Here is a 23,351-nt window from a genome sequence, read left to right on the forward strand (position 1 = left end):
GCCCTTTGGTGTGACCGGACGAGCGCTCGCAAAGCACCTCGGCGTCGCGCCGTCGACGCTGAGCCGCGTCCTCAACGGCAGCAATCGCGTGAGCCCAGAGATGGCACTACGACTGTCGAAGGCGCTTGGTCGCAGCGCCGAAAGCTGGCGTGCCATGCAGGACGCGCACGACCTGTGGGTCGCTGGCCAGAGCCTCGACCTGGAACGCATTGAGCCGCTAGGCCTAGGTGCCGCGTAGCCTCTATTGCCGCTCGACGGGCATCCACAGTTCTGTAGTTGCCGTGCTGAAGTCATCTGCGCGTTCCAGGACCGCCACGATCGACGGGCCGGGTCGCAGCCGCCACGGATTCGACGGGAACCAATCGCTGGCGGTGGCGGCCCACGTTTCCTGCAACGCCTCCGGATAGGGGCCCGATGTGCGAAACACTGCCCACGAACCCTCCGGAACCTCGATCACGTCAAGGTCCTCCGGAGCCGCGGTCGCCGCGTCGAGCGCCACGCCATGCAAGTACGTGAGTTCACTGCCCTCGGCATAGTCGGGATCGACGTCGTCGCTGACCTGGAGCAAGCCAGTTGGCTCGGTGTCCCCCAGCCCCTTGAGGCGCTGGTGTTCCGCCGCTGGAAACGCGGCGATGTGCGCCTGGATGTGCGGGTTCACGCCCCGGTGGACGAGTGGCACACGCGCCGCGTGTCCGACGAGGCGGAATGCAGGGCGTTCGACGATGCGCGTCTTCATGGTGTTGCTCCCTTCAACTGTCAGGCGAAACCTGATCTTCGGTTGTGACAGGAGGGGGCCACCGTTGCGTCGCACGTCAGCGGGACTGACGCCGTGCACAGCACGGAATGCCCTTCCGAACGCCTCTTCAGAGCCGTATCCGAACCGGACAGCAACTCCGAGCATGTGGTCGCCCGCGGTGATGCCTGCCGCCGCCACTGTCATCCGTCGTCTCCTGACGTACTCCGACAACGGCATGCCGGCCAGAGACGAGAACATGCGGCGCAGGTGGTACTCCGTGGTCCCCAAACTGGTTGCGATCGAGGGCACATCGATTTCTTCTTCGAGGCGCTCCTCGATCACGTCGACCATGCGATTGAGTTCGGCGATCATGGTTCCTCCCATCGCGATCAAGTCTGCTCTGCACGGTTGAGGCACACCCGATGATCGCGGTCCGATTCAGTCGCCTGCGTCGCCCGTTCGCCCACGAACACTCGGTCGCTCTCCAGCCGCGGCCATCGCTGTGAGAATGCCGCGCTCGTCACGAGGTGAACGAGCACTCACACAGGATGTTGAACTCCACCACCTGGTCGCCCAGGTCCGGCCGAGCCCACGCCTCCGCCTCGGCGCGCGACGCAAACTGGCGACCCGCGAGGCGGCCGTTGGCCATGAGCACGCCTGCTTCGATCGCCTCGCGCGGGTCATCGCCAATCCCGACCGCCGCGCGGGCTGCATCCTGCTCAACTCGCTTGTTCACCATGACTCTGGAACACCGTCGCGCCGCGAGATCATCCCCCAGCGAAGGGCGGCATGACGTCAACCGTCGCGCCCTCGGCGAGCACGTAGGTATCGTCCCTGCGCACGCCGCCGTCCAGCACGGCGCACTGACGAATCACGGGCCCGGCGGTGTCGCTCGCGGCGCCCAGCACCTCACGCAGGCCAGCGACGTCGCTCGCCTCAACCGTCACCTCGTTGGCGCCCACGGCCTCGGCCGCGGCAGCAAACAGCCTGGCAGTGACCCTCATTCATCGCCCTGGGACCAGGCGAGCGCCAACGCCGACGCCTTGGCAGTGGCCTCCTCGACGCCAGCCATGCCGGTGCCTGCTGCGCCAGCGGCATAGCCCACCAGGAAGGTCGCGAGCGGTGCCGCCGGGCGCATCACGGAGTGCGCGGCGTCGCGCGCCACGTCCAGCAGGGCCTGCGTGTCGAGGCCCGTCACGTCGATGTCGAGTTCCTGGCTCAGCGCCGTCACCCAAGCCTCGAGTTGATCCTGCTTCATGACAGCTTCCCTTCCCAGTACTCCACGTCCTCCCAAGTATCCACGTCCCTGGAAGCGTCGTGAACGTCGGGCACGGCAATCATGGTCAGACCCTCCGTGACTCGCCGCAGCGAGGCACCCGGCGCAGCGTGCGAGGCGCAACGGTTCACGATCGCGTCCCGCCGATACACGGCCACGAGCGGCTGAGGTTTTCCCGACGAGTCCACCAGCCACGCGCCGTCCACCTCAGGACAGCCGTCACGCATCCGCTCGAGCAAGACCCCGGCCACGGCGCTCGCGCGTGGGGTGTCGGTGCCAAGCACCAGCACCAGCGGCGACCGATCGCCCTCGGCGTCGAGCGCGCCAAGCCCCGCGGCGAGTCCCGCAGCGGGCCCAGAACCAGGAGGGTCCTCGCACGCCCACAGCGCCCCCTCGCGCCTCAAGTGCTCGCCCCCCACAACGACGACGTTGGAGGCGCCCTCGCACGCGTCCAGGGTGCGCTCCAGCAGGGTGCGGCCGGCGATCTTCAGCTCCGGCTTGGACACTCCAGACAGGCGCGAGCCTGCTCCCCCGGCCACGATGACCGCGGCAAACGGTGGGATCTCAGGGCTCACGACCCGACGCTATCTTCCCTGCGCCAAGCACCAGACTTGCCGCCGTCCTTCGCGACCAGGCGGACGTCGCGCAGGCTCGTGGCCTTGTCGAGTCCCTTGACCATGTCGATCACGTTGAGCGCGGCCACGCTCACGGCGGTGAGCGCCTCCATCTCCACGCCCGTGCGATCAGCCGTGCTGACGGTGGCGCGGATGGCGACCCCAGCGTCGGCGATCTCCAGGTCAACCGTGACGCCGTGCACCCCAATCACGTGGGCGAGCGGCAACAGTTCAGGGGTGCGCTTGGCTCCTGCGATGCCCGCGATGCGCGCCACCGCGAGCACGTCGCCCTTGGGCACCGAGCCGTCCCTCAGAGCCTCCACCACGTGGGGCGCGCACTCGACAAAACCCTCCGCGGTGGCGGTGCGCACCGTTGGCTGCTTCTGGGTGACGTCGACCATGCGGGCATGGCCGGCATCGTCAAGGTGCGTGAACTCGCTCATCCGGCAAACCTCCTGAACTCGAGGCTATCGCCAACGCGTACGTCCGTGACGTCGGCGGGAACTCGCGCGAGCCCTTCGGCCAGAGCGAGTCGTGCCATCAGGTGCGAGCCCGCCCCGCGGCCGGTCGCTGGCTGCACCGAGCCCGCCTCCCAGCGCACCGGCATGAACTGCTCGCGGCCGGCGGGACTTGACCAGCCTTCGGACACCGTCGCCGACGCCCACGGCAGTTGCCCCGGAAGCCCGCGCATCGCTCGGATGACGGGCAGCACAAACAGCTCGAAGGACACCGCCACCGACACCGGGTTTCCCGGCAGGCACAGCAGCGGCACGCCGTCCACGCTGCCGAGGCCTTGCGGCTTGCCAGGCTGCATCGCGACCGTCATGAACTCGACGCCCAGGCCCGCGAGCGCCGCCTTGATCACGTCATACGCGCCGACGCTGACGCCACCAGTCGTGACGATCAGGTCAACGTCGTCGCGCCCGATCGCGGCCACCACATCGGCCACGCTGTCTCCCACGGGACCCAGAAGCACGGGAACCCCGCCAGCGCGCCGCACGGCCCCTCCCAGCAGGACAGAGTTGGACTCGTAGATCTGGCCAGGCGCCAAGGTCGCGCCCAGCGGCGCGAGTTCGTCGCCGGTGGACAGGATGCCGACGCGCGGGCTGCGGAACACGGACACGCGAGAGGCGCCCACCGCGGCTGCGGCCGCGAGATGGCGGGCGGAGAGCTCGACGCCGCTGCCGATCACCTCGTCCCCTGTGCGCGCGTCCTCCCCGCACCTACGTACGTGCGCGCCCTCGGCACGCACCTCCCGAATGGTCACGGCCTGATCGTCGGAAGACGTCACCTCGAGCGGCACCACGGTGTCGGCACCGGCTGGCATCGGCGCGCCCGTCATGATGCGGATGGCACGCCCAGGCAACAGCGTCTCCGCAAAGGGCACGCCTGCACGCGACTCCCCCATGAGCGCGAGCGTGACCGGCGCGTCGGCGGTGGCGGTGTGCACGTCGGCCCACTGCACCGCGAAGCCGTCCATCGCGGAGTTGTCAAAGGGCGGAGAGTCGACGCTCGCCGTGACCGGCGCTGCGGTGACGTGGCCGAGCGCGTCCCGCAGCTCCAGTTCAACGGACACGGGCGCAGGGGCAAGTGCGAGCGCGGCCAGCGCGTGTTCGTCGGCGGTGCGCATGCCTAACCCTCCGCCCCATCGGCGCGGCGCACGTCCAGATCGCGCCAGCGCCCTTCGCGCGAGTCGATCACCGACAACACACCGCTCAAAGGCACGCCGATGCCGGTGATGAGCTTCACCGCTTCGGTCGCCATCGCGGTGCCCACCTGACCGCAAAGAGTTCCCAGCACGCCCCCAGCGTCGCAGACCCCAAAGTCAGGCGGCGGCTCGACGGGAAAGATGTCGCGCAGCCCCACCGCGCCGTCAAAGACGGTGACCTGCCCGAACCAACCCTGCACCGCGCCCCACGCGACGGGAATGCCCAACCCGGCGGCGGCGTCGGCGACGGTGAGGCGCGAGGCAAAGGTGTCGGTGGAGTCGACGATCACGTCGTGGCCGGTCAGGGCCTCCCCCGCGTTCTCGGAAGTGAGCCGCGACTGCACGGCGACGACGCTCACGCGCGGAGCCATGGCTCCAAGCCTGGCGGCGGCCGCGTCCACCTTGGCGCGACCTACATCGGACGGGCTGAACAGGATCTGCCTATGCAGATTGGAGTCCGCCACGGTGTCAGAGTCGATGAGCGTCAGGTGCCCCACACCGGCGGCGGCCAGGTACAACGCCACGGGACAACCAAGCCCGCCGACTCCCACAATCGCGACGCGCGCGTCGGCGAGCGCCCGCTGTCCCGCATCACCGAATCCGGGAAGAACGCGCTGTCTGAGGTAGGGGTCAGTGTTGTCCATGGGTGAGGGCACCGTAACGCTCAGCGACGATGCTCACCAAGTCGGGGTGAGGCGCGAGCGGCCCGGTCACGTAGTCGGCGCCTGCCTCGCCCAGTCGCTTCTGGAACACGCCCGGTGCGAGCAAGAACGACGCGACGGCCACGACGCCGTCCTCGCCGAACTCGTGTGCCTGGGCCACCGCGTCGGCGACGGAGGGCTCATGTCCCGCCGCGAAGCCCACCCGCACCGGGCCGCCCCACGCCCCGCGCAGCATCTCTGCGGCAGCCTCCGTATCGGCCGCGGACCTGGGATCGGAGGACCCTGCCGCCGCGAGCACCAGGGTGGCTTCGGCGGGGACGTGCGCCTCGCGCAGGCGATCAAGCACGATGTCCACCAGTCGCGAATCCGGACCGAGAGCATCGGCGCTCACCACGTCGGGGCGCGACCCGACCGCCTTCGCGATGTCGTGATAGACGTGATAGCCGCTGGCGAGCAGCAGCGGCACCACCACGGCGGTCAACCCCTCCTCGCTCACGGGAATCTCCGCGATGACGTCGTCAAGGAACGGCCCGTGCACGTCGACGTAGGCCTCCCTCACGTCGACGTCCGGCATGGCAACGCGCACGTCCTCGATGATCTGCCGCACCACGGCCTGGCCTTCTGTGGACGCGGTCCCATGGGCACAGCCAATGAGGATCGGGGTCTGGGTCATGCGGTCTTCACCCACTGGACCTCCCTACGGGCGTGCGGTGCGGGCTACCTCCGACGCGAGGAGCCCCGGTTGTGCGACGTCTCCGATGACGATAACCGCGGGAGGTTTCACGCCCGTTTCGTCCGCAATAAGACTTACGCGTGCCAGCGTGGCGCGGGTGATGCGCTCACCGGGCATGGAGCCGCTTTCGATGATCGCGACGGGCGTGTCTGGCGAGGCGCCCGCCTCAAGGCCAGCAGTCACAAACTCGTTCAGGTGGCTCACCGCCATGAGCGCCACCACCGTGGCGCCCGCGGCCATCGCTGCGGTCGCGGTGGCATCGGGACCCGCGTGGCCAGACGTAATCACGACGGTCGCCGCCACGGAGCGCTGAGTCACGGGGATCCCTGCGAGCGCGGGCAGCCCGAGGGCGGAGCTCACGCCTGGTATCACCTCGACCGAGATCCCCGCCTCGAGACACGCGTGGACTTCCTCGCCTCCGCGCCCAAACACGAACGGGTCGCCTCCCTTGAGGCGCACGACGCACTTGCCGGCTTGCGCACGATCCACCAGCAAGTCGTTGATCTGGTCTTGGGGCACGGGATGGTTGTCGCGTGACTTGCCCACGTCGATGATCTCGACGTCGGGAGGCAAGCGATCGAGCAGTCCCGTTGCGGCGAGGCGATCGGCGATCACCACGTCTGCCTCCGCGAGCGCGCGCATGCCCCGCACCGTGATGAGGTCGTCTGCCCCCGGCCCCGATCCCACGAGCACCACGCGTCCGTCCCTCGCGCGACGGTGTCGGGTGTCGATCTCGCCCTCGTCAAGGCGCGCGGCGAGGGCGTCGCGCACGTGCACCGCCCTCAGCGGATCGGCCTCCCCGAGCGAGACCACACCGAGCGCCAGATCTCCGTGCCGGGACTGCGCCGCGACCCGTGCCGCGCTGCGCGATACGTCGGAGGCGTTGACGCTCCACACCCCCGCCTCCTCGGACCACTCCACCAGCGCCGCGTTCACCGTGGGGTTGTCCGTCGCCGCCATCACCAGCCACACCCCGTCAATGTCGCTGCGTGTCACGGTGCGCTGATGCCACGTCATCTCTCCGCGTGACGCAGCCGCGCGCACGGCACCGTCGGCTTCTGGCGCGACGACCACCACGAGGGCTCCCTCTTGGGCCATGGCGACGGCGCGCCTGGTTCCGACGCTGCCAGCGCCGGCCACCAGCACCCTCTTCCCGGCGAGGTGTAGCCCCAACAGATAGGTCACGAGCGCCAGGACCCCGCAGCGTCGACCACTCGGCGTGTGACGCGGTCGTCATGCGCTGCAGAAACGAACCACGACTCGAATGCGCTGGGCGGCAGCGCGACCCCTGCAGCCCGCATGTGATGGAACAGCGAAGAGTAGGCCGCAGTGTCCTGCGCGGCGACCTGATCGAACGACGCGGGCGGCGTGTCCAGTCCGAGGAAGAACGAGAACAACGTGCCTGCTCGCCCTACCGCGTGAGTCACTCTCGAGGCCGTGAGGGCTTCGCTGACCCCCTCCCGCACGGCGTCGGCCGCGATCGCAAGGCGGGCATAGGCATCGGCGTCCATGACCTCGAACGTCGCCAGCCCGGCCGCTACCGCAACGGGGTTTCCCGACAGCGTTCCCGCTTGGTACACCGCGCCCACCGGCGCGAGCATGTCCATGAGGTCGGCTCGGCCAGCGACCGCGGCCACGGGCAGACCCCCGCCGATGACCTTGCCGTACGTGATGAGGTCCGGCTCCCATGGCCGGTCGCCACGCAGCAGGGCCTCGTCGCGCTCGACTCCCCACCATCCGTGCGGGCCCGCCCTGAAGCCCGTCAACACCTCGTCGAGGATGAACACAGCGCCCTCGTTGCTCGCGAGCGACGCAATCAGCGCGTTGAAGCCGTCCGGCGGTCGCACCACTCCCATGTTGGCTGGCGCCGCCTCCGTGATGACGGCGGCGATCGTCTGGCCGTGCTCGGCGAACGCCGCCGTCAGCGCGTCGACGTCTCCGTAGGGAATCACGATCGTGTCTGCGGCCGTGGTGGCGGTCACGCCCGCGCTGTCCGGCACCCCCGCGGTGGCGAGGCCGGAGCCTGCCGCCACCAAGAACGGGTCAGCGTGGCCGTGGTAGCAGCCAGCAAACTTGACCACCTTGTCGCGGCCGGTCGCGGCGCGCGCGATGCGCAGTGCCGTCATGGTGGCCTCGGTACCGGTAGAGACGAGGCGCACCCTGGCGGCCGGGGCGATGCGGCCCCTGATGGCCTCCGCGAGTTCCACCTCCGCCTCCGTGGTGGCGCCAAAGCTGAGGCCCTTCTTGGCCGCCTTCGTGACCGCCGCGACCACGTGCGGGTGCGCGTGACCCGCGATAGCGGCTCCCCAGGAGCCCACCAGGTCGATGCGGGTGTGATTCGCGGCATCGGTGATGGTCGCGCCCCTGGCCGACGTGATGGGAAGTGGATCGCCTCCCACCCCGTTCCAGGCGCGCACGGGGCTGTTCACGCCGCCAGGCAGCACGTCCTCAGCACGTGCGCTCCAGCCGCGAGCGCCCCTTTCGGTGCGCATCGTCGCGGCCTTCATGGTGCGCGCGAAAGCGTGGCGATTGAACCTCATGATTCCTCTCCCAGCCACGCGGCCAAGTCCAGCGCGGCGTATGTGAGCACGATGTCTGCGCCCGCTCGCACCATCGAGGTCAGCACCTCGAGGTGGGCGGCCTTGCGGTCGATCCAACCGTTGGCGGCGGCCGCCTCGATCTGGGCGTACTCCCCAGAGACGTGGTACGCCGCGACGGGCACGTGCGAAACCGCAGCTACTGCCGCCACGACGTCGAGGTACGGCAGCGCCGGCTTGATCATCACGATGTCGGCGCCTTGAGCAAGATCCAGTGTCGCCTCGCGCACGCCCTCGCGGGCGTTGCCCGGGTCCATTTGGTAGGTGCGGCGGTCACCTTCGAGGGTCGATTCCACCGCGTCTCTGAAGGGCCCGTAGAACGCCGACGCGTACTTGGCCGAGTAGGCAAGCACCACCACGTCGTGGTGACCGGAGCGCTCGAGCGCTCCTCGCACGGCGGCCACCTGGCCGTCCATCATGCCGCTCAGCCCCAGCACGTGGGCGCCGGCCTCCGCCTGCGCCACCGCCATCCGCTCGTAAACGGCGAGCGTGGCGTCGTTGTCCACCTGCCCGCGCGAGTCGAGCACTCCGCAGTGCCCGTGTGACGTGAACTCGTCGAGGCAGAGGTCAGCCATGATGACGATGCGTCCCTGAGCGGCATCTGCGGCCTCGCGGATCGCGGCGTTGAGAATCCCGTCCTCGGCGCAAGCGGCGGTGCCCTCCTCGTCACGCACGTCCGGGACGGCGAACAGCATGATGCCGCTGATCCCGGCGGAGACTGCCTGCTCGACCACGCCACGCACGTCCGCGAGGGGCAACTGGGACACCCCGGGAATCGACTCGATGGGCTTGGCGGCCGCGAGCCCCTCCCTCACAAACACGGGGAGCACCAATTGCGCGGCGTGTGGCCGCGTCTCCCGCACCAGGCGGCGCATGGCCGCCGTTGAGCGCAACCGCCGGGGTCGATCGATGTGGTCCGTCATGCCCTGTCTCCTTCCACGGCACGGCGCACGGCCGCGATCACGGACTCGTAGTCGGGGGTAGCGGCCACGAGCGCCACGTCGAGTCCCTCGGCCCGCGCTGCCGACGCGGTGGTCTGCCCCATCGCGATCATTGCGACGTTCTGTGCCACCGTGGCACACTGCGCCGCGAAGCGCTTGGCGACCGACCCCGACGTGAGGACCACCGCATCGACCGCGCCGCTGCCAACCGCCGCGACGGCGTCGGCGTCCAGGCCTGGCCCATCGACTGTCCGGTATGCCTCGACGGCGTCGACGCTCCACCCCTTGCGAGCAAGCCCGCGCTCAAGCGTGTCTCCCGCCAGGTTGCCCACTGGGACCAGCACTCGCCCCCGGCCCTCAGGGAACTCGGCCACCAGCCCGCCGGCCGACTGCTGGCGCGAGGGGCGCAGCGCCACCTCAAGCCCGATGTCGGCGCTGGCCCGCGCGGTGGCTTCCCCCACCACGGCGAGGCTGGCTGGAGGCATCGGCGCCGTCAGCGTGCGTCCCGACGTCTCGGCGGCTGCATGAAGAGCGCCCAGGGCGTTGCGACTCGTGATGGCCATCCACTCGTATTCGCCGTCGCACCACCTGCCGACAGCGGCGCGCAACGCGAGGGGATCCGCGGTGGGTTGGATGACGATGAACTCGCCCTCCATCACGGTCGCGCCAAGGCCGCGCAACGTGTCTGCGAGGTCTAGTCGACCCTTCGTGACGGGCACCACCACCCGGATTCCTTGAAGGGAGTCCGTCATGAGGCACCCACGAGCCTCGCGGCCCCGCGCCCCAACAAAGCGTGCGCCGCTGAACGACCGAGCGAAGCCGCGTGGGCAACCGGCCCGCGCACCTTCTCGTTGAGTTGCAGACTGCCAGAGGGGTGGATCGCGCGCACGTGCAAAGTGAGGGTGTCGCCCTCAATCGAGGCGTGGGCGCCCACGGGCACGGCGCAGCCGGCGTCGAGCACGCCAAGAGCCGCGCGTTCCGCGGTGACAGCGGCACGAGTCGCCGCGTGGTCAAGCGAGGCGATCACGTCGGCCACCTGGGGGTCCAGGCTTGGGAGCGTCTCGATCGCGAGCGCTCCTTGTCCCGCCGCTGGGAGCATGTCGTGGTAGGAAAACACGTGGCTGATGGCCTCGGCCCGACCCACGCGCTTGAGCCCGGCCACGGCGAGCACCACCGCGTCGTAACGGTCGCCCACGGCGGCCAAACGGGTATCGACGTTTCCCCTCAGCGGACCAATTTCGAGGTCCGGCCGGAGCGCCAGCAATTGAGCGCTGCGGCGCGGGGAACCCGTTCCTACCTTTGCGCCCTGGGGCAGATCACCGAGCGCCACGCCGCCAGAACACAGGGCGTCGCGGGAGTCCTCTCGCGACGGCAGCGCGGCGAGCGCGATGCCGTCATGCTCCGCCACCGGCATGTCCTTGAGAGAGTGAACGATCAGGTCACACTCGCCGTCGAGCAGCGCCTGACGCACGGCGGCAACGAACACGCCCGTCTGCGACAAGCCCACGAGGGACTCGGTCGATTGGTCGCCACTCGTGGTGACGATGTGAAGCTCGATCGAGAGGTCGAGGCCGCGGTCGTGCGCCAACCGGGTGAGGGCGTCGGCAAGCGTGCGCGACTGAGCCCTGGCCAACGCGCTGCCCCTGGTGCCGAGCCTCAATTCCATGCCCCCATGTTCCCACGGGTGGTGCGGCGTGCTTCGCGCGCTAGCGGCGTCTCTTGGCCGCGGTCGCCACCGCGGCGGCGGCGAAGATCGCGGCGGCCACGGCGATCCAGACGGTCCAGTTCAGGCCGCCGCTTTCAGAAGGCTCACCCTGGTCAGGCGCCGCAGGGGACGTCGCCGACGCCGTGGCTGCGTCCGACGCCGATGGGGACGCGGTCGCGGGTGCCAGAGAAGGGGCAGTCTCGGAGGCCGCCACCGCCTCGGCAACGTAGCTCAGCGTGCCCTCGATCGGGTGCCCGTCTGCTGCCACGACTCTCCACGACACCGTCACTGGCCCGCCTTCCATCACCGGTAGCGTCGCGGCCACTGTCGCGGGATCGGGGCGCTCCACCTCCAAGGCAACGGCGTCGCCGTCGGCATCTGTCACGATCATCTCGGTGCCAAGGTCGAGCAAGTCGTCAGAGAAGGTGAGGCTCACGACGGTGCCCTCCTGCACCGTGTCGCCCTCGGTCGGCTGCACGTCGATCAGGGACGTGTGAGCGGACGCTGGAGCCGCGACCATCGTCGCGACACCGGCACTCACCAGGGCCGTCAAGGCGACCGCGATGCGGGTTCTCATGCCGCCATTGTCACCCACTCGTCACCCAACCTTCATCTTCGCCATTGCGGTACTCCCCACGTCGGAGCCCCAGGTAGGTCACAATGAGGGCGTGAAAGTCGCTTTGGTAGCCGAGTCGTTCCTGCCGCACTCCAACGGCGTGACGAACTCGCTGCTTCGCGTCATCGATCACCTCACCACTCGCGGCGACGAGGCCATGGTGATCGCGCCTGAATCCAAGGGCAGCGAGGGTCCCGTGCGCTACGGGATCGCCTCCATTACCCGCCTGCCCGCAATGGGCTGGCCAGGGTATCGGGACGTGCGGGTGGCCCTCAGCGGGGTCGGCAAGATCTCCAGGGTGCTCGAGGAGTACGAGCCGGACATCGTCCACCTCGCCTCGCCGTTCACTCTGGGGTGGACGGCCGTACGTGCCGCGAATGAGTTGGATCTGCCGAGCGTGGCGGTATACCAGACGGAGATTCCCAGCTACGCGGACCGCTATCACCTGGCATGGGGCGAGGGCATCCTGTGGAACAGGGTGCTCAACATTCACGAACGCGCCGACCTCACGCTCGCCCCATCGACCTACGCGATGCGGCAACTGGAGCAGCTTGGTGTTCCGCGGCTGCGCCTGTGGCCCCGCGGTGTGGACGCCGCGCGCTTCCACCCGTCCAAGCGCTCGGCCGAACGGCGCAAGGAGTGGGCCCCCAAGGGAGAAGTGGTGGTGGGCTACGTGGGCCGCCTCGCGGCGGAAAAGCGCGTGGAAGATCTGGCCAGGCTCGCGAGCGTCGACGGCATCAGCGTCGTCATTGTGGGCGAAGGTCCCTCTCACGAGAAGCTACGCACGCTCCTTCCCGACGCCCACTTCACCGGCTTTCTCACGGGCGAGGACCTCGCGGAAACGGTCGCGAGTTTCGACATCTTTGTGCACTGCGGCGAGGTGGAGACGTTCTGTCAGACCATCCAAGAGGCGCTCGCATCGGGAGTGCCGGTGGTGGCTCCTCGCCGAGGCGGGCCCATCGACCTTGTCGACCACGGTGAGACGGGCTTTCTGTACACGCCTGGAATGCTCGACGAGCTCGTGGGCTATGTGTCCACCTTGGCGAACGACGCTGAGCTTCGGGAGCGGTTCTCCGCTCACTGCCGCATGTCTGTCGAGGGCCGCACGTGGGAGAAGGTGTGCGACAGCCTCATGGACTACTACGCCGAGGCGACAAGGATCCACAGCGACCGTCCCGCGCTTACTGCCGACGTCGACAAGGCCCTGCGCGGTCTGATCTGGCGCCCTGGCGAGGTGGCATCGGCGAAGGCACGCAATGCCCGTGCGAAGGGCAACACCTGATGCGCATAGCCCACATCGCCAACTTCTACGGGCCAACGTCAGGGGGCCTGCGCACTGCCATGCATGCTCTCGGCGCGGGCTATCAGGAGCGGGGTCACGAGATGTTGTTGGTGGTCCCTGGGCCCACAGACGCCGACGAAGAGACCCCGTATGGTCGCCGCGTCACCGTGAAATCCCCCACGGTGCCGCTCTCTGGCGGCTACCGCGTCATCATGCGTACTCGCGAAGTGCGCGGCATCCTCACCGGCTTTGCCCCTGACGTGCTCGAGGTCTCCGACCGCACCACATTGCGGTCGCTCGGCGGGTGGGCGTCCTCACGCGGCATCCCTTCCGCGTTCTTCGCCCACGAGCGGGCCGACGGCATCATGCACGCAAACCTCCCCTCGTGGCTCGACAAGCGGCTCCCCGTGGAAGGCATGGCCGACTGGCACAACAAGGGAACCCACCGACGCTTCACCACCGTGGTGTGCACCACCGAGTACGCGCGCGCAGAGTTCACGCGCGCAGGGCTCGAGTCCGTCAAGGTGCCGCTGGGCGTGGATCTTGACCGCTTCCACCCGCGCAACGCGAGCGCGGACGTGCACGCGCGGTACGCCGAGGGGGCCGAGTTCCTGATCTTGATGGCGTCCCGATTGTCAACGGAGAAGCGCCCGGAGCTCGCGATCGAGGCGGTGCGCCTACTCACGGAGCGCGGGCGCTCCGTCCACCTGGTGAGTGCCGGCACGGGGAACATCGCGCCGCAGATGCAGGAGCTGGCAGAGGGCCTCCCCATCACGTTCCTCGGGTTCGTGTCCGACAGCGAGCTCTTCGCGAGGCTTCTTGCCAGCGCCGACGCTGTGGTCGCCCCAGGCCCGATCGAGACTTTCGGCTTGGCGGCACTGGAGGCGCTCGCGTCGGGCACTCCCGCCGTCGTCAACGCGGCCTCTGCCCTTCCCGAGGTGGTGGGCGATGCTGGCCAAGCCGCGGACGGCACCCCAGAGGCATTTGCGGAGGCCATTGAGGCGATACTCGCCAGAGAACCTCGAAGTCGCCGGAAGGCCTCACGCGCCCGCGCCGAGACGATGCCGTGGTCCGCGACGGTCGACCGCATGCTCGCACTCCACGAAGCAGCCCTAGCCGCCACCCAGCAGGAACGGGACCCCGGGAGGAACTGATGACGAGCCACGCTACTGAGCGGTCCGGACGGGGCCCGCGGGTTGTGGCACTCGGAGACTCGGTCACATTGGGCATTGGTGACTCCCCGGTGGGAGGTGTCGGGGCGGGTTGGGCGGCGCACCTCGCGCACGCCGTAGGGGCGTCGGAGTACGTCAATCTGGCCGCCAACGGCACCCGTGCGCGTGACCTGGGCCTCACCCAGGTTCCGTCGGCGCTCATGACGCGCCCAGACATTGTGCTCTTGACCGTGGGAGGAAACGACGTGCTGCGCGGGGACTTCTGCCCCGCGGAGATCACCGCGCACCTGAGGGACGCCCTGGAGCGCCTAGAGCGGCCGGGCCGAGAGATCGTGATGATCAGCCTCGACCGGATCGACGCGTTCTCAGTACTAGGCCGCCGAGTCTCCACCGTGATGGGGCGACGCATTGGTCAGGCCAACGGGGCGATCGAGGCCGCCGTGGCTGGCACTCGTGTGCATCTGATCGACGGAGCAGAGGTGTTTGGCCGCCTGGGCGACGTCGCCTGGCATGTCGATCGCATCCACCCCTCTCCGGAGGGCCACCGCGCGCTCACTGCCGCCGCGTTGCAGCGGGTCTCGCACCGCTACGTGCAAGCGGCGCCCATTGGTGCCGCCGGGCCTGCTCCGTCGCTGATCTCGCGTGCCTGGTGGATGACCCGCAACGGGGTGCCATGGGTCGCCAAGCGTTCGAGGGACCTGCTCCCGCAGATGGCGCGCGTGGTCACCCACGAGCTTCTTGAGGACCGGCGGTCCAAGACGCAGCGCGCCGTCCCCGCCTGAGTCCACGCATGGCGAAGGGCCGGGCGCTTGTGCGCACCGGCCCTTCGACTGCGAACTAGTCGACTGCGAACTGCTAGACGAGCCAGCCGTTCTTCTTGACCAGATCGACGTTGCGCCACCAGCCACCAAGGCCAATGGACTGACGCCTGAGTTCGACATACACGATGCCGATGCCGGCAAGCGCGTAGACGATGTGGTCGTCGATGATGGGGTTGTTGTCGAGCGGAATTGCCGACAGGAACATGAACACCATCATGGCGGCGCCGGACCAGGCTGCGATCTTGGTGCCGATGCCGAGCATGAGTGCCGCGCCGATGCCGAGCAAGCCGAGCATGAAGAGCCAGTCGGTCCAACGCTGGGAGCCCATGTCTACGAAGAGGTCGTGGAACGGGCCGTCAGGGTTGCTTCCGTAGGTGAGGTAGCCCTCGGTGACGTGCCCGCCGCTGATCCAGGCTGCATCGCCGAAGTAGTCGACCTTGCCGGTCTCGCCATCCCGTCCTGTGGAATAGCCGAGTGCCAACAGCTTGTCGAAGAACGCCCAGAGGAAGACGAAGCCGAGGGAAATGCGAGTGAGGCTGAGGAATACCCAGCCCAGCTTGGACTCTGTGGCTGTCGAGACGTCGCTGTCGCTTGTGGTCGTTGCCATGATTTTCTCCTATCCGAGGTCGTGGGGGACCTGAACGCGTATCGGCGCTCACTACAGACTGTAGGACGGTCCCGGTCCCGGGACCCAGGACCTCCGGCCCTATGTGCCGTGTAGTCGTGTAACGCTCCTGATAGTTCGTGTATTCCTGTGCCTTGGGCGGCGCAAATCCGCTTGCGCGGGTGTTGCGGGCGCCCCTGCGCGTCTAGCCCCACGCCCCTACCCGGCGTCGAAAGGGTGCACGAGCAGGCCATTGACGTAGCCCGCGAGGGCCCCAGCCATGTCGGTCTGAGGGTCAAGCAACCATTGGATCTGCAATCCGTCCATCAGCGCGATGAGGTGCGCCGCCGTCACAGCGGGCACCACGCCTGGGCGCAGTTGGCCCGCGGCATCGAGCTCTTCCAGGCCCCTGACAAGGGTCGCGCGTAGCGAGGCGTAGCGGTCCACAAAGTACTCGTGGGCGGGATGGTCAGGAGCGGTCGCCTCGACCGACAGGCTGGCGAAGAGCTCGACGAGGCCGCGCTTGGTCGCGTTCTTGGCGGCCCCGGCCACGAGGTGCGCGAGCAGGGCCCGCCCGTCCAGGTCAGCGAACTCAACCACGCCGTCGTCCTCCTCGATGCAATCCACCTCGTCGCGTCGTTTCAGCGCCGCCATCAGGAGCGCCTGCTTGGTCGGGAAGTGATAGAGCAGACCGGGATGGGTGATGCCGGAGCGGGCGGCAATGTCGCGCACCGACGTCGCCCGGTACCCCTGCTTGGCGAACATTTCGAGAGCGGTGTCGAGCACCACTTGCCTCGTGGTGTCGCCCCTGAGCGCGCGTCCGTCGATTGTCATGGCCGCCTCCTTGCTAACTTTTCTACCACATGGTAGAAAAAGTGACGTGAACACCGCGCCCTATCTCGATCCAGCCCTTCCCACGTCCGCACGCGTCGCCGACCTCGTGTCTCGCATGACCCTCCCGGAAAAGGTGGGTCAGATGATGCAGTTGCACGCCAACGACGGCGTCGAGTCTCCCATCCGCGACTTCCACGTGGGGTCCATGCTGCACATGTCCCCCGCCAACCTTGTCGCAGCGGGCGAACTCGCCAAGAAGACACGGCTGCGCATCCCGATCCTGATCGGTGAGGATTGCATTCACGGGCACTCGTTCTTCAAGGGCGCCACCATCTACCCGACCCAATTGGGCCTCGCCGCGAGCTTCGACGCCGACCTCTTGGAACGCATCGGCCGCGCGACCGCCGTGGAGGTCGCCCCGACCGGCGTGCACTGGACCTTCTCCCCCGTGCTGTGCATCAGTCGCGACCTGCGCTGGGGACGAGTGAGCGAGACCTTTGGCGAAGACCCATACCTCATCGGCGAACTTGCTGCAGCGATGATGCGCGGCTATCAAGGCGACGGACTTGGCGACCCCACGGCGATCCTGGCGACCGCCAAGCACTTTGCCGGGTACTCGGAGACCCAGGGTGGCCGCGACGCCTCCGAAGCCGACATCTCACAGCGGAAGTTGCGCTCGTGGTTCTTGTCTCCCTTTGAGAAGGTCGCGCGCGAGGGCTGCGCCACCTTCATGCTGGGCTATCAGGGGATCGACGGCGTGCCTATCACGATCAACAAGTGGCTGCTGGGGGACGTGCTCCGTGAGGAATGGGGCTACAAGGGCATGCTCATCACTGACTGGGACAACGTGGGCAACCTGGTACGCGAGCAGCGGTTGTTCCCCGACTACGCTCACGCCGCCGCGGCGGCCGTCCGTGCTGGCAACGACATGATCATGACCACCCCGGCGTTCTTTGAGGGCGCACAGCAGGCCGTCGCGCAGGGTCTCCTCGATGAGCAGCTCATCGACCAGGCGGTGGGACGTATCCTCACCCTCAAGTTCGACCTGGGACTGTTCGAGAACCCCCGGCTTCCCGATCCTGAACGCCAGCGAGCCGTGATCGCGCAGCCTGCCCACACAGCGCTCAACCTCGAGGCCGCGCGCCGCTCGCTGGTGTTGCTGCGCAACGACGGGTTGCTCCCTCTTCGCCAGAGCGTCCGGAAGATCGCTGTGGTGGGGCCCAACGCGGACGATGCTGACACCCAATTGGGAGACTGGGCCGGCAATTCGGGGCAGGCGCACTGGCTCACCACCGGTCACGACCCCGATGCCATCACCACGGTGCTCGACGGCCTGCGCGCACTCGCCTCCGATGGCTGCGAGGTCGCGTACGCGAAGGGCGCCGAGATCATCACGACAGGACCGGACCCGGTGGGCGAGTTCTTCCCAGACGGGCAACCGCGGCCAGACATCGCGATGCCCGTCGCCGCCGATCCCGCGATGATTGCCGAGGCCGTCGAGGCCGCTCGTGGCGCTGACGTAGTGGTGGCGGTCTTGGGAGACCGCATTGAGTTGGTGGGCGAGGGTCGCTCCACCGCGACGCTCGAGTTGCTCGGCGGTCAGGTGGCTCTTCTCGACGCGCTGCTTGACACGGGCGTCCCTGTGATTCTGGTGGTGCTCGCCTCCAAACCCCACGTGTTGCCGCCGTCGGCCGATCGCGCCGCTGCCGTCGTGTGGGCGGCCAATCCAGGGATGGTGGGCGGCCAGGCCGTTGCCGAGCTCCTGTTCGGCGAGTTCGAGCCGAGCGGCCGTCTGCCGATCTCGTGGCCGCGCCATGTGGGCCAGCAGCCCACGTACTACAACCAGATCGACGCACAGCACGGGCACCGCTACGCAGACCTCACTCAAGAGCCCGCGTGGGTGTTCGGCGACGGCCTGGGCTACTCCACGGTCGAGTACCGCGACCTTGAGGTACTGATGCCGACGCTGAGCGCAAGCGACACGGTGCGCGCCCGGGTGACCGTGGCCAACACGGGAAGCCGTGCGGCGATCGAGACGGTGCAGGTCTATGTTCGAGACGTGAATACCTCCGCTACCTGGGCTGATCGAGAGCTCAAGTCCTTTGCCCACGTCACGGTCGCGCCCGGCGAGGCCGCCACGGTGGATCTCGAAGTGCCGACCGCCTCGTGTTCGATCGTGACTTCCGACGGTGCGCGCGTGGTTGAACCCGGTGCCTTCGAGTTGCTCGTGGGGCCGTCCTCCCGGCTCTCCGATCTGTTGGTTGGGCCGTTCGAGGTGACCGCCTCATGACCGCCGCAGAACGCGTCATCGAGACGCCCCGCCTGCGCAAGGCGCGCATCGGCGTCAGCCTCCTGTTTCTTGCCAACGGCGCCATGCTGGCCAACATCGTGCCGCGGCTGCCCGAGATCAAGGAGCACCTGGAGCTCAGTTACACCGGCTTTGGCGTGGCGTGGGCGTTTGGTTCGCTCGGCGGCATCACTTTGGGCCTCTTGTCGGGCACGATGCTGCGTCGATTCGGGTCCGCGCGGCTCGCCACCATCACGCTCGCGATCCAGGCTTTCGTGATCTGGGGCGCGGGGGTCTCCCCTGTGGTGTTGCTGTTCGCGGCGCTCCTGTTCGTGAACGGGGCACTGGATGCGAACACCGACGTGGCGCAGAATGCCCAGGGCATGGGGGTCCAGCGGCGAATGGGGCGGTCGATCATCAATGGGCTTCACGCCATGTGGTCGCTCGGCGCCGCTTTGGGTGGCTTGCTCGGTGGAGCGGCGATTGCCCTCAAACTCAGCATCGGCATGCACCTTGGTCTGTCCTCGGCGCTGTTCCTTGGCATGGCGGTGCTCGCTCGTGTGTTGATGCTCGGGCCGGGGACAGGCGTCGATCGTGACGAGGTCGAGCATGCGCACGATGCGCCGCGGCGCAGGTTCCGCATTCCCCGTGCCGCCGCGATTACGCTCGTCATGCTTGGGCTCGTTGCGATCGCGGGAGCGGTGGCGGAGGACGCGGCGATCACCTGGTCCTCGATCTACATGGCAGAAGACTTGGGTGTCGACGAGAAGCTTGCTGGCTACGCGCTCGTGAGCCTCATGGCGCTTCACTTTGTGGGCCGCCTGATCGGCGACAAGCTGGTCGACCGGTGGGGAAACAGGGCCGTCGCGCGGGCGGGCGGGGCGCTTACCGCGGTGGGCATGGGCGTCGCGCTCGCCTGGCCCACTGTCGCCGGCACGTTGGTGGGCTTTGCCGCGGCCGGGCTTGGCGTGGCGACCACCATCCCCGCCGCCTTCGCGGCCTCGGACGAGATTCCCGGGCTCAAGCCTGGCACGGGCATCACCTTGGTCAGTTGGGCGCTGCGGCTGTCCTTCCTTGTGGGGCCGCCTCTCGTGGGCGTGATCGCCGACGCCACGAGCCTGCGTGTCGGCTTGTTGCTGGTCCCTGTGGCTGGAGTCGCAGTGGTGCTGCTCGCTGGCTCGCTTACGGGGCGTGGGCATCGCGACGTTTCCCCTCCGGCGGTCATCACGCCAGCGCACTAGGTGTGACGGTTTTTGGCGGCGTCGGCGGCCGGACGCCTTCGAGTCCGGACGCCCCTCCCGACGCCCACTGAGTGGCACCATGGGTGGGATGGACAGCATCGTCAAACAACGCGCCGACGCGCCGCCGGGATTCTTTGAGGCGGAGGCGGCTGGCATCCGCTGGCTCGCCGATGCCGGGGGCGCCGCCGTCGCGGCCGTCGTGGACGTCGCGGCAGGCCGCATCGAACTCGAACGCGTCGAGCACGTCGAGCCAACGGCGCGGGCCGCCCACCAATTCGGCCGCGACCTCGCCACCACCCACAAGGCGGGCGCGCCAGCCTTCGGGTCGGGACCAGACGGCTGGGATGGACCGCTGTTCATCGGCAGGCGCGAGATGCCGCGCGTGGAGTCCGAGTCATGGGGCGAGTTCTACGCGACGGGCCGCGTTCTGCCCTTCGCCGACGCGGCGGTGGCGGCGGGTAACATCACCGAGGCCGAGCTCCAGACAGTACAGAAGGCGTGCGAGGCCGTGACGGCGGGCCACTTTGACGACGACGCCCCGCCGTCCCGCATTCACGGTGACCTGTGGGGCGGCAACGTGCTGTTCGGACCGCAAGGCGTGGTGATGATCGATCCCGCTGCACACGGCGGCCATGCGGAGACGGATCTGGCGATGCTGGCCCTCTTCGGCGCACCCCACCTCGCCGAGATCATCAATGGTTACCAGTCAGTCGCCCCGCTACGTTCGGGGTGGGAGGAGCGCATTCCGCTCCACCAACTCCACCCCCTCGCGGTGCACGCCGCCGGGCACGGCCGCTCCTACGGCGTCGAACTCGCGCGGGCAGCCCGCGCGACCCTCGGCCTCACCGGCTAGGGATCGCCCCGCCGCACAGCCAAGGAATACCTGAGCATCACCCGCGTTGAAAGATGCATACGCATGTATTTAGCGTTCAGGATTCCCCGGCCAAGGAGGCACCCATGCAGTTCGGCATCATGTCCGTCAGCGACATCACTCGCGACCCCATCAGCGGCGTCACGCCCACCGAGGCGGAGCGCATCGCCAACATCGTCAAGATCGCGGTGAAGGCCGAAGATGTTGGCCTCGACGCCTTCGCGATCGGCGAGCACCACAACCCGCCCTTCTTCTCGTCCTCCCCCACCACCCTGCTGGCCCACATCGCTGCACTCACCGAGCGCATCATCGTCACCACGTCGACCACGCTCATCACCACCAACGACCCTGTGCGCATCGCCGAGGAGTACGCGATGCTCCAGCACCTCAGCAAGGGCCGCATGGACCTGATGCTGGGCCGCGGCAACACCGCGCCCGTCTACCCGTGGTTTGGCCAGGACATCAGGCAGGGCCTGCCGCTCGCGCTCGAGAACTACAACCTGCTGCACCGCCTGTGGCGAGAGGACGTCGTCGACTGGGAGGGCAGCTTCCGCACACCCCTCCAGGGCTTCACGTCCACGCCGCGCCCGCTTGATGATGTGCCGCCGTTCGTGTGGCACGGCTCGATCCGCACCCCTGAGATCGCCGAGCAGGCGGCCTTCTACGGCAACGGCTACTTTGCCAACAACATCTTCTGGCCCAAGGACCACTACAAGCGCCTCATTGACTTCTACCGTCAGCGCTTTGAGCACTACGGGCACGGCACCGCCAAGCAGGCGATTGTCGGCCTCGGCGGCCAGGCGTTCATTGGCAAGACCTCTCAGGAGGCCAAGTCTCAGTTCCGGCCGTACTTCAACGAGGCGCCGGTCTACGGTCACGGGCCGACGATGGAGGAGTTCTCCGACCAAACTCCCCTGAGCGTCGGCTCGGTTCAGGAGGTCATCGACAAGACCCTCACGTTCCAAGAGACCTTCGGCGACTACCAGCGCCAGATGTTCCTCATCGATCACGCGGGCATGCCGGTCGAGATGGTGCTCGACCAGCTCGAACTGCTCGGCGGCGAGGTGGTCCCGGTGCTCCGCCGCGAGCTGGCAGACCGCCGCGACCCAGAAGCCGCTGACGCCCCCACGCACGCGAGCCTCGTCAAGGCCAAGTACGGCGACGCCGAGCCTCGCCGTCCGCGCCCCAACGCCAACAGGGGTGACAACGTCACCGGCTCCTCGCCCTACCAGGACACCGACGCGGAGGTCACCGCGTCCTACCCGGCGCTGTGATGACCACCGTCGACGCCGCCATCCCTTTGCGCCAGGCCAACGAGGCATGGGAGGCCTTGCTGGGCGCCCACACCACGCTCATGCGCCGGTTCGCGGCCGAGGACATGTGGTGCGAGGTCTCGCTGCACGAGTACGACGTGCTCTACACGCTCTCCAAGTGCCCCAAGCCTCAGCGCCTGGGCGAACTGGGCCGCCACCTCATGCTCAGCCAGCCGGGGCTCTCGCGCTTGGTGGAGCGGTTGGTGGAGCGCGGCCTGCTCGCCAGACAGCCGGACCCGGCCGACGCGAGGGCCACCTTGCTCTCGCTCACTGAGGAGGGCAGCGCGGTCCAGCGGCGCGTGGGCAGGGCGCACGCCCGTTCCGTCGCCGACGCCATGGCCGCCCGCCTCACCCCCGACCAGATGTCAACCCTCGCGGCACTTGCCGCGCTCCTGAACCGTAAGGAAGAGGAACTGTCATGACCTCACCCCTCAACCTCGTCGTCGTCAATGCTGGCGTCTCGGACCCGTCGTCCACCAGGCTCCTGGCGGACCGTGCTGCGGCGCGCGTCAGGGCGCTGGGCCAGGCGCGCGGCCGCGAGGTCACCACCACGGTGATCGACTTGCGCGAGCTGCTGCCTGAGCTTCCGGCCGCGCTGTCTTCACAGCACCTTGGGGAGCGCTTCAAGCGCGCCATTGCGGCCCTGGTGGACGCCGACGGCATCATCGCCGCCGCTCCCGTGTACAAGGCGGGCGCCTCTGGGCTTTTCACCTCGTTCTTCCAGGTGCTGGACAACGACCTGCTGATTGGCAAGCCCGTCATCCTCGCGGCGACCGCAGGCACCGCGCGCCACGCGCTGGTGGTGGATGAAGAGATGCGCTCGCTGTTCGCCTACCTGCGCACGCTGACCGTCCCGACCAGCCTGTTCGCCGCCACGGAGGACTGGCAAGACAAGGCACTCACCGGCCGTATCGACAGGGCCGCGCTCGAACTCGTGCTGCTCATGGAGTCCGGTTTTGCCAAGGCGGTGCGGGATGAGTCCTGGCAGAACTACAGCCACGAGTTCGGATCAGCCGGCGGCACGGAGACGGGTATCGATCTTGAGTCGGACCTGATGCGCCTGGCCACCGGCGGCACCGCACCCAAGAAGGGAGCACCATGACCGAACACAGAAGGATCTCCGTCGCCCGCAATGACGCCTCCGGGCGCTACGACATGACGGTGGACGGCGACGAGGCTGGCTTCGCGCAATTCGAACAGTCGGAAACCCACATCGCCTTCGTCCACACCGAGGTGCTCGACGCCTTCCAGGGCCAGGGAGTCGCCTCCCACCTCGCGAAGGAAGCCCTCGAGGACGCCGTCTCAAGAGATCGCATCATCATCCCGCTAGATCGGAAG

General features: G+C 68.2%; 28 protein-coding genes. 11 read left to right on the plus strand and 17 right to left on the minus strand.

The annotated features are described in order from the left end of the window. Positions 1-238: HigA family addiction module antitoxin (locus QZZ33_RS06660; RefSeq protein ID WP_291378987.1), on the plus strand; the 238-nt coding region annotated here is incomplete at its 5' end. A 3-nt stretch (positions 239-241) separates the two neighbouring features. On the opposite strand, the gene QZZ33_RS06665 is transcribed toward QZZ33_RS06660, so the two are convergent. The 15 genes from QZZ33_RS06665 to QZZ33_RS06735 form a co-directional block, all read right to left on the minus strand. Beyond that, positions 242-1,108 carry an AraC family transcriptional regulator gene (locus QZZ33_RS06665; RefSeq protein WP_291378988.1) on the minus strand — a complete coding sequence of 289 codons (867 nt, stop codon included), beginning with the start codon at positions 1,106-1,108 and terminating at the stop codon, positions 242-244. A gap of 148 nt (positions 1,109-1,256) precedes the next feature. After that, positions 1,257-1,475 carry a hypothetical protein gene (locus QZZ33_RS06670; RefSeq protein ID WP_291378989.1) on the minus strand — a complete coding sequence of 73 codons (219 nt, stop codon included), beginning with the start codon at positions 1,473-1,475 and terminating at the stop codon, positions 1,257-1,259. A 28-nt stretch (positions 1,476-1,503) separates the two neighbouring features. Next, entirely contained in the window at positions 1,504-1,740 is a 237-nt protein-coding gene (locus tag QZZ33_RS06675) for a MoaD/ThiS family protein (RefSeq protein WP_291378990.1), read from the minus strand. After that, the gene (locus QZZ33_RS06680; protein WP_291378991.1) at positions 1,737-1,994 is read right to left on the minus strand and encodes a DUF6457 domain-containing protein; all 258 of its coding nucleotides are present in this window, start codon (positions 1,992-1,994) and stop codon (positions 1,737-1,739) included. Before QZZ33_RS06680 ends, QZZ33_RS06675 begins: the two co-directional genes overlap by 4 nt. Next, positions 1,991-2,587, minus strand: coding sequence for an NTP transferase domain-containing protein (locus QZZ33_RS06685; RefSeq protein WP_291378992.1), 597 nt, complete (start codon positions 2,585-2,587; stop codon positions 1,991-1,993). The genes QZZ33_RS06680 and QZZ33_RS06685 overlap by 4 nt, the downstream gene beginning before the upstream one ends. Continuing rightward, positions 2,584-3,069: a cyclic pyranopterin monophosphate synthase MoaC gene (gene moaC, locus QZZ33_RS06690; RefSeq protein WP_291378993.1), complete on the minus strand. Its 486-nt coding sequence runs from the start codon at positions 3,067-3,069 to the stop codon at positions 2,584-2,586. Before moaC ends, QZZ33_RS06685 begins: the two co-directional genes overlap by 4 nt. After that, complete coding sequence (gene glp, locus QZZ33_RS06695; RefSeq protein ID WP_291378994.1) at positions 3,066-4,256, minus strand: gephyrin-like molybdotransferase Glp; 1,191 nt, start codon at positions 4,254-4,256, stop codon at positions 3,066-3,068. The genes moaC and glp overlap by 4 nt, the downstream gene beginning before the upstream one ends. A 2-nt stretch (positions 4,257-4,258) precedes the next feature. Further along, on the minus strand, positions 4,259-4,978 hold the full coding sequence (locus QZZ33_RS06700) for a HesA/MoeB/ThiF family protein (RefSeq protein WP_291378995.1): 720 nt from the start codon (positions 4,976-4,978) through the stop codon (positions 4,259-4,261). After that, positions 4,965-5,669, minus strand: coding sequence for a CbiX/SirB N-terminal domain-containing protein (locus QZZ33_RS06705; protein ID WP_291378996.1), 705 nt, complete (start codon positions 5,667-5,669; stop codon positions 4,965-4,967). Before QZZ33_RS06705 ends, QZZ33_RS06700 begins: the two co-directional genes overlap by 14 nt. A 24-nt stretch (positions 5,670-5,693) precedes the next feature. Continuing rightward, entirely contained in the window at positions 5,694-6,914 is a 1,221-nt protein-coding gene (cobA, locus tag QZZ33_RS06710) for a uroporphyrinogen-III C-methyltransferase (RefSeq protein WP_291378997.1), read from the minus strand. Then, on the minus strand, positions 6,911-8,269 hold the full coding sequence (locus QZZ33_RS06715) for a glutamate-1-semialdehyde 2,1-aminomutase (RefSeq protein WP_366475750.1): 1,359 nt from the start codon (positions 8,267-8,269) through the stop codon (positions 6,911-6,913). The genes cobA and QZZ33_RS06715 overlap by 4 nt, the downstream gene beginning before the upstream one ends. After that, positions 8,266-9,249 carry a porphobilinogen synthase gene (hemB, locus tag QZZ33_RS06720; protein WP_291378998.1) on the minus strand — a complete coding sequence of 328 codons (984 nt, stop codon included), beginning with the start codon at positions 9,247-9,249 and terminating at the stop codon, positions 8,266-8,268. The genes QZZ33_RS06715 and hemB overlap by 4 nt, the downstream gene beginning before the upstream one ends. Further along, complete coding sequence (locus QZZ33_RS06725; RefSeq protein WP_291378999.1) at positions 9,246-10,019, minus strand: uroporphyrinogen-III synthase; 774 nt, start codon at positions 10,017-10,019, stop codon at positions 9,246-9,248. The genes hemB and QZZ33_RS06725 overlap by 4 nt, the downstream gene beginning before the upstream one ends. Next, positions 10,016-10,933 (minus strand): hydroxymethylbilane synthase, encoded by a 918-nt coding sequence (gene hemC, locus QZZ33_RS06730; RefSeq protein WP_291379000.1) that lies wholly within the window; start codon positions 10,931-10,933, stop codon positions 10,016-10,018. The genes QZZ33_RS06725 and hemC overlap by 4 nt, the downstream gene beginning before the upstream one ends. Before the next feature lie 40 nt (positions 10,934-10,973). Then, positions 10,974-11,549 (minus strand): copper resistance CopC family protein, encoded by a 576-nt coding sequence (locus QZZ33_RS06735; protein ID WP_291379001.1) that lies wholly within the window; start codon positions 11,547-11,549, stop codon positions 10,974-10,976. A 91-nt stretch (positions 11,550-11,640) separates the two neighbouring features. On the opposite strand from QZZ33_RS06735, the gene QZZ33_RS06740 reads away from it, so the two are divergent. Genes QZZ33_RS06740 through QZZ33_RS06750 form a run of 3 tightly spaced genes read left to right on the plus strand, consistent with a single transcriptional unit; the run spans position 11,641 to position 14,824 of the window. Beyond that, positions 11,641-12,870: a glycosyltransferase family 1 protein gene (locus QZZ33_RS06740; protein WP_291379002.1), complete on the plus strand. Its 1,230-nt coding sequence runs from the start codon at positions 11,641-11,643 to the stop codon at positions 12,868-12,870. Next, complete coding sequence (locus QZZ33_RS06745) at positions 12,870-14,024, plus strand: glycosyltransferase (RefSeq protein ID WP_291379003.1); 1,155 nt, start codon at positions 12,870-12,872, stop codon at positions 14,022-14,024. The genes QZZ33_RS06740 and QZZ33_RS06745 overlap by 1 nt, the downstream gene beginning before the upstream one ends. Next, complete coding sequence (locus QZZ33_RS06750; protein WP_291379004.1) at positions 14,024-14,824, plus strand: SGNH/GDSL hydrolase family protein; 801 nt, start codon at positions 14,024-14,026, stop codon at positions 14,822-14,824. The genes QZZ33_RS06745 and QZZ33_RS06750 overlap by 1 nt, the downstream gene beginning before the upstream one ends. Positions 14,825-14,897: 73 nt before the next feature. Here QZZ33_RS06750 and QZZ33_RS06755 read toward each other — a convergent pair whose 3' ends face one another. Together QZZ33_RS06755 and QZZ33_RS06760 are read right to left on the minus strand one after the other, a co-directional pair. Next, complete coding sequence (locus QZZ33_RS06755) at positions 14,898-15,470, minus strand: hypothetical protein (protein ID WP_291379005.1); 573 nt, start codon at positions 15,468-15,470, stop codon at positions 14,898-14,900. Positions 15,471-15,686: 216 nt separating this feature from the next. Then, a complete protein-coding gene (locus QZZ33_RS06760; RefSeq protein ID WP_291379006.1) occupies positions 15,687-16,301 on the minus strand; it encodes a TetR/AcrR family transcriptional regulator in 615 nt (204 codons plus the stop codon). Here QZZ33_RS06760 and QZZ33_RS06765 point away from each other — a divergent pair. The 7 genes from QZZ33_RS06765 to QZZ33_RS06795 form a co-directional block, all read left to right on the plus strand. Continuing rightward, positions 16,300-18,591 (plus strand): glycoside hydrolase family 3 N-terminal domain-containing protein, encoded by a 2,292-nt coding sequence (locus QZZ33_RS06765; protein WP_291379007.1) that lies wholly within the window; start codon positions 16,300-16,302, stop codon positions 18,589-18,591. The two genes, QZZ33_RS06760 and QZZ33_RS06765, sit on opposite strands and share 2 nt — an antisense overlap. Next, positions 18,588-19,829 carry an MFS transporter gene (locus QZZ33_RS06770; protein ID WP_291379008.1) on the plus strand — a complete coding sequence of 414 codons (1,242 nt, stop codon included), beginning with the start codon at positions 18,588-18,590 and terminating at the stop codon, positions 19,827-19,829. The genes QZZ33_RS06765 and QZZ33_RS06770 overlap by 4 nt, the downstream gene beginning before the upstream one ends. 88 nt (positions 19,830-19,917) lie before the next feature. Next, the gene (locus QZZ33_RS06775) at positions 19,918-20,682 is read left to right on the plus strand and encodes a fructosamine kinase family protein (protein ID WP_291379009.1); all 765 of its coding nucleotides are present in this window, start codon (positions 19,918-19,920) and stop codon (positions 20,680-20,682) included. Positions 20,683-20,786: 104 nt separating this feature from the next. Continuing rightward, positions 20,787-21,974 carry an LLM class flavin-dependent oxidoreductase gene (locus QZZ33_RS06780; RefSeq protein ID WP_291379010.1) on the plus strand — a complete coding sequence of 396 codons (1,188 nt, stop codon included), beginning with the start codon at positions 20,787-20,789 and terminating at the stop codon, positions 21,972-21,974. Further along, positions 21,974-22,435: a MarR family transcriptional regulator gene (locus tag QZZ33_RS06785; protein ID WP_291379011.1), complete on the plus strand. Its 462-nt coding sequence runs from the start codon at positions 21,974-21,976 to the stop codon at positions 22,433-22,435. Before QZZ33_RS06780 ends, QZZ33_RS06785 begins: the two co-directional genes overlap by 1 nt. Next, positions 22,432-23,115, plus strand: coding sequence for a CE1759 family FMN reductase (locus tag QZZ33_RS06790; protein WP_291379012.1), 684 nt, complete (start codon positions 22,432-22,434; stop codon positions 23,113-23,115). Before QZZ33_RS06785 ends, QZZ33_RS06790 begins: the two co-directional genes overlap by 4 nt. After that, on the plus strand, positions 23,112-23,351 hold a 240-nt coding region (locus tag QZZ33_RS06795), incomplete at its 3' end, for a GNAT family N-acetyltransferase (RefSeq protein ID WP_291379013.1). The genes QZZ33_RS06790 and QZZ33_RS06795, both read left to right, overlap by 4 nt.

This window comes from Demequina sp., assembly GCF_016278775.1.
Classification (GTDB): domain Bacteria; phylum Actinomycetota; class Actinomycetes; order Actinomycetales; family Demequinaceae; genus Demequina.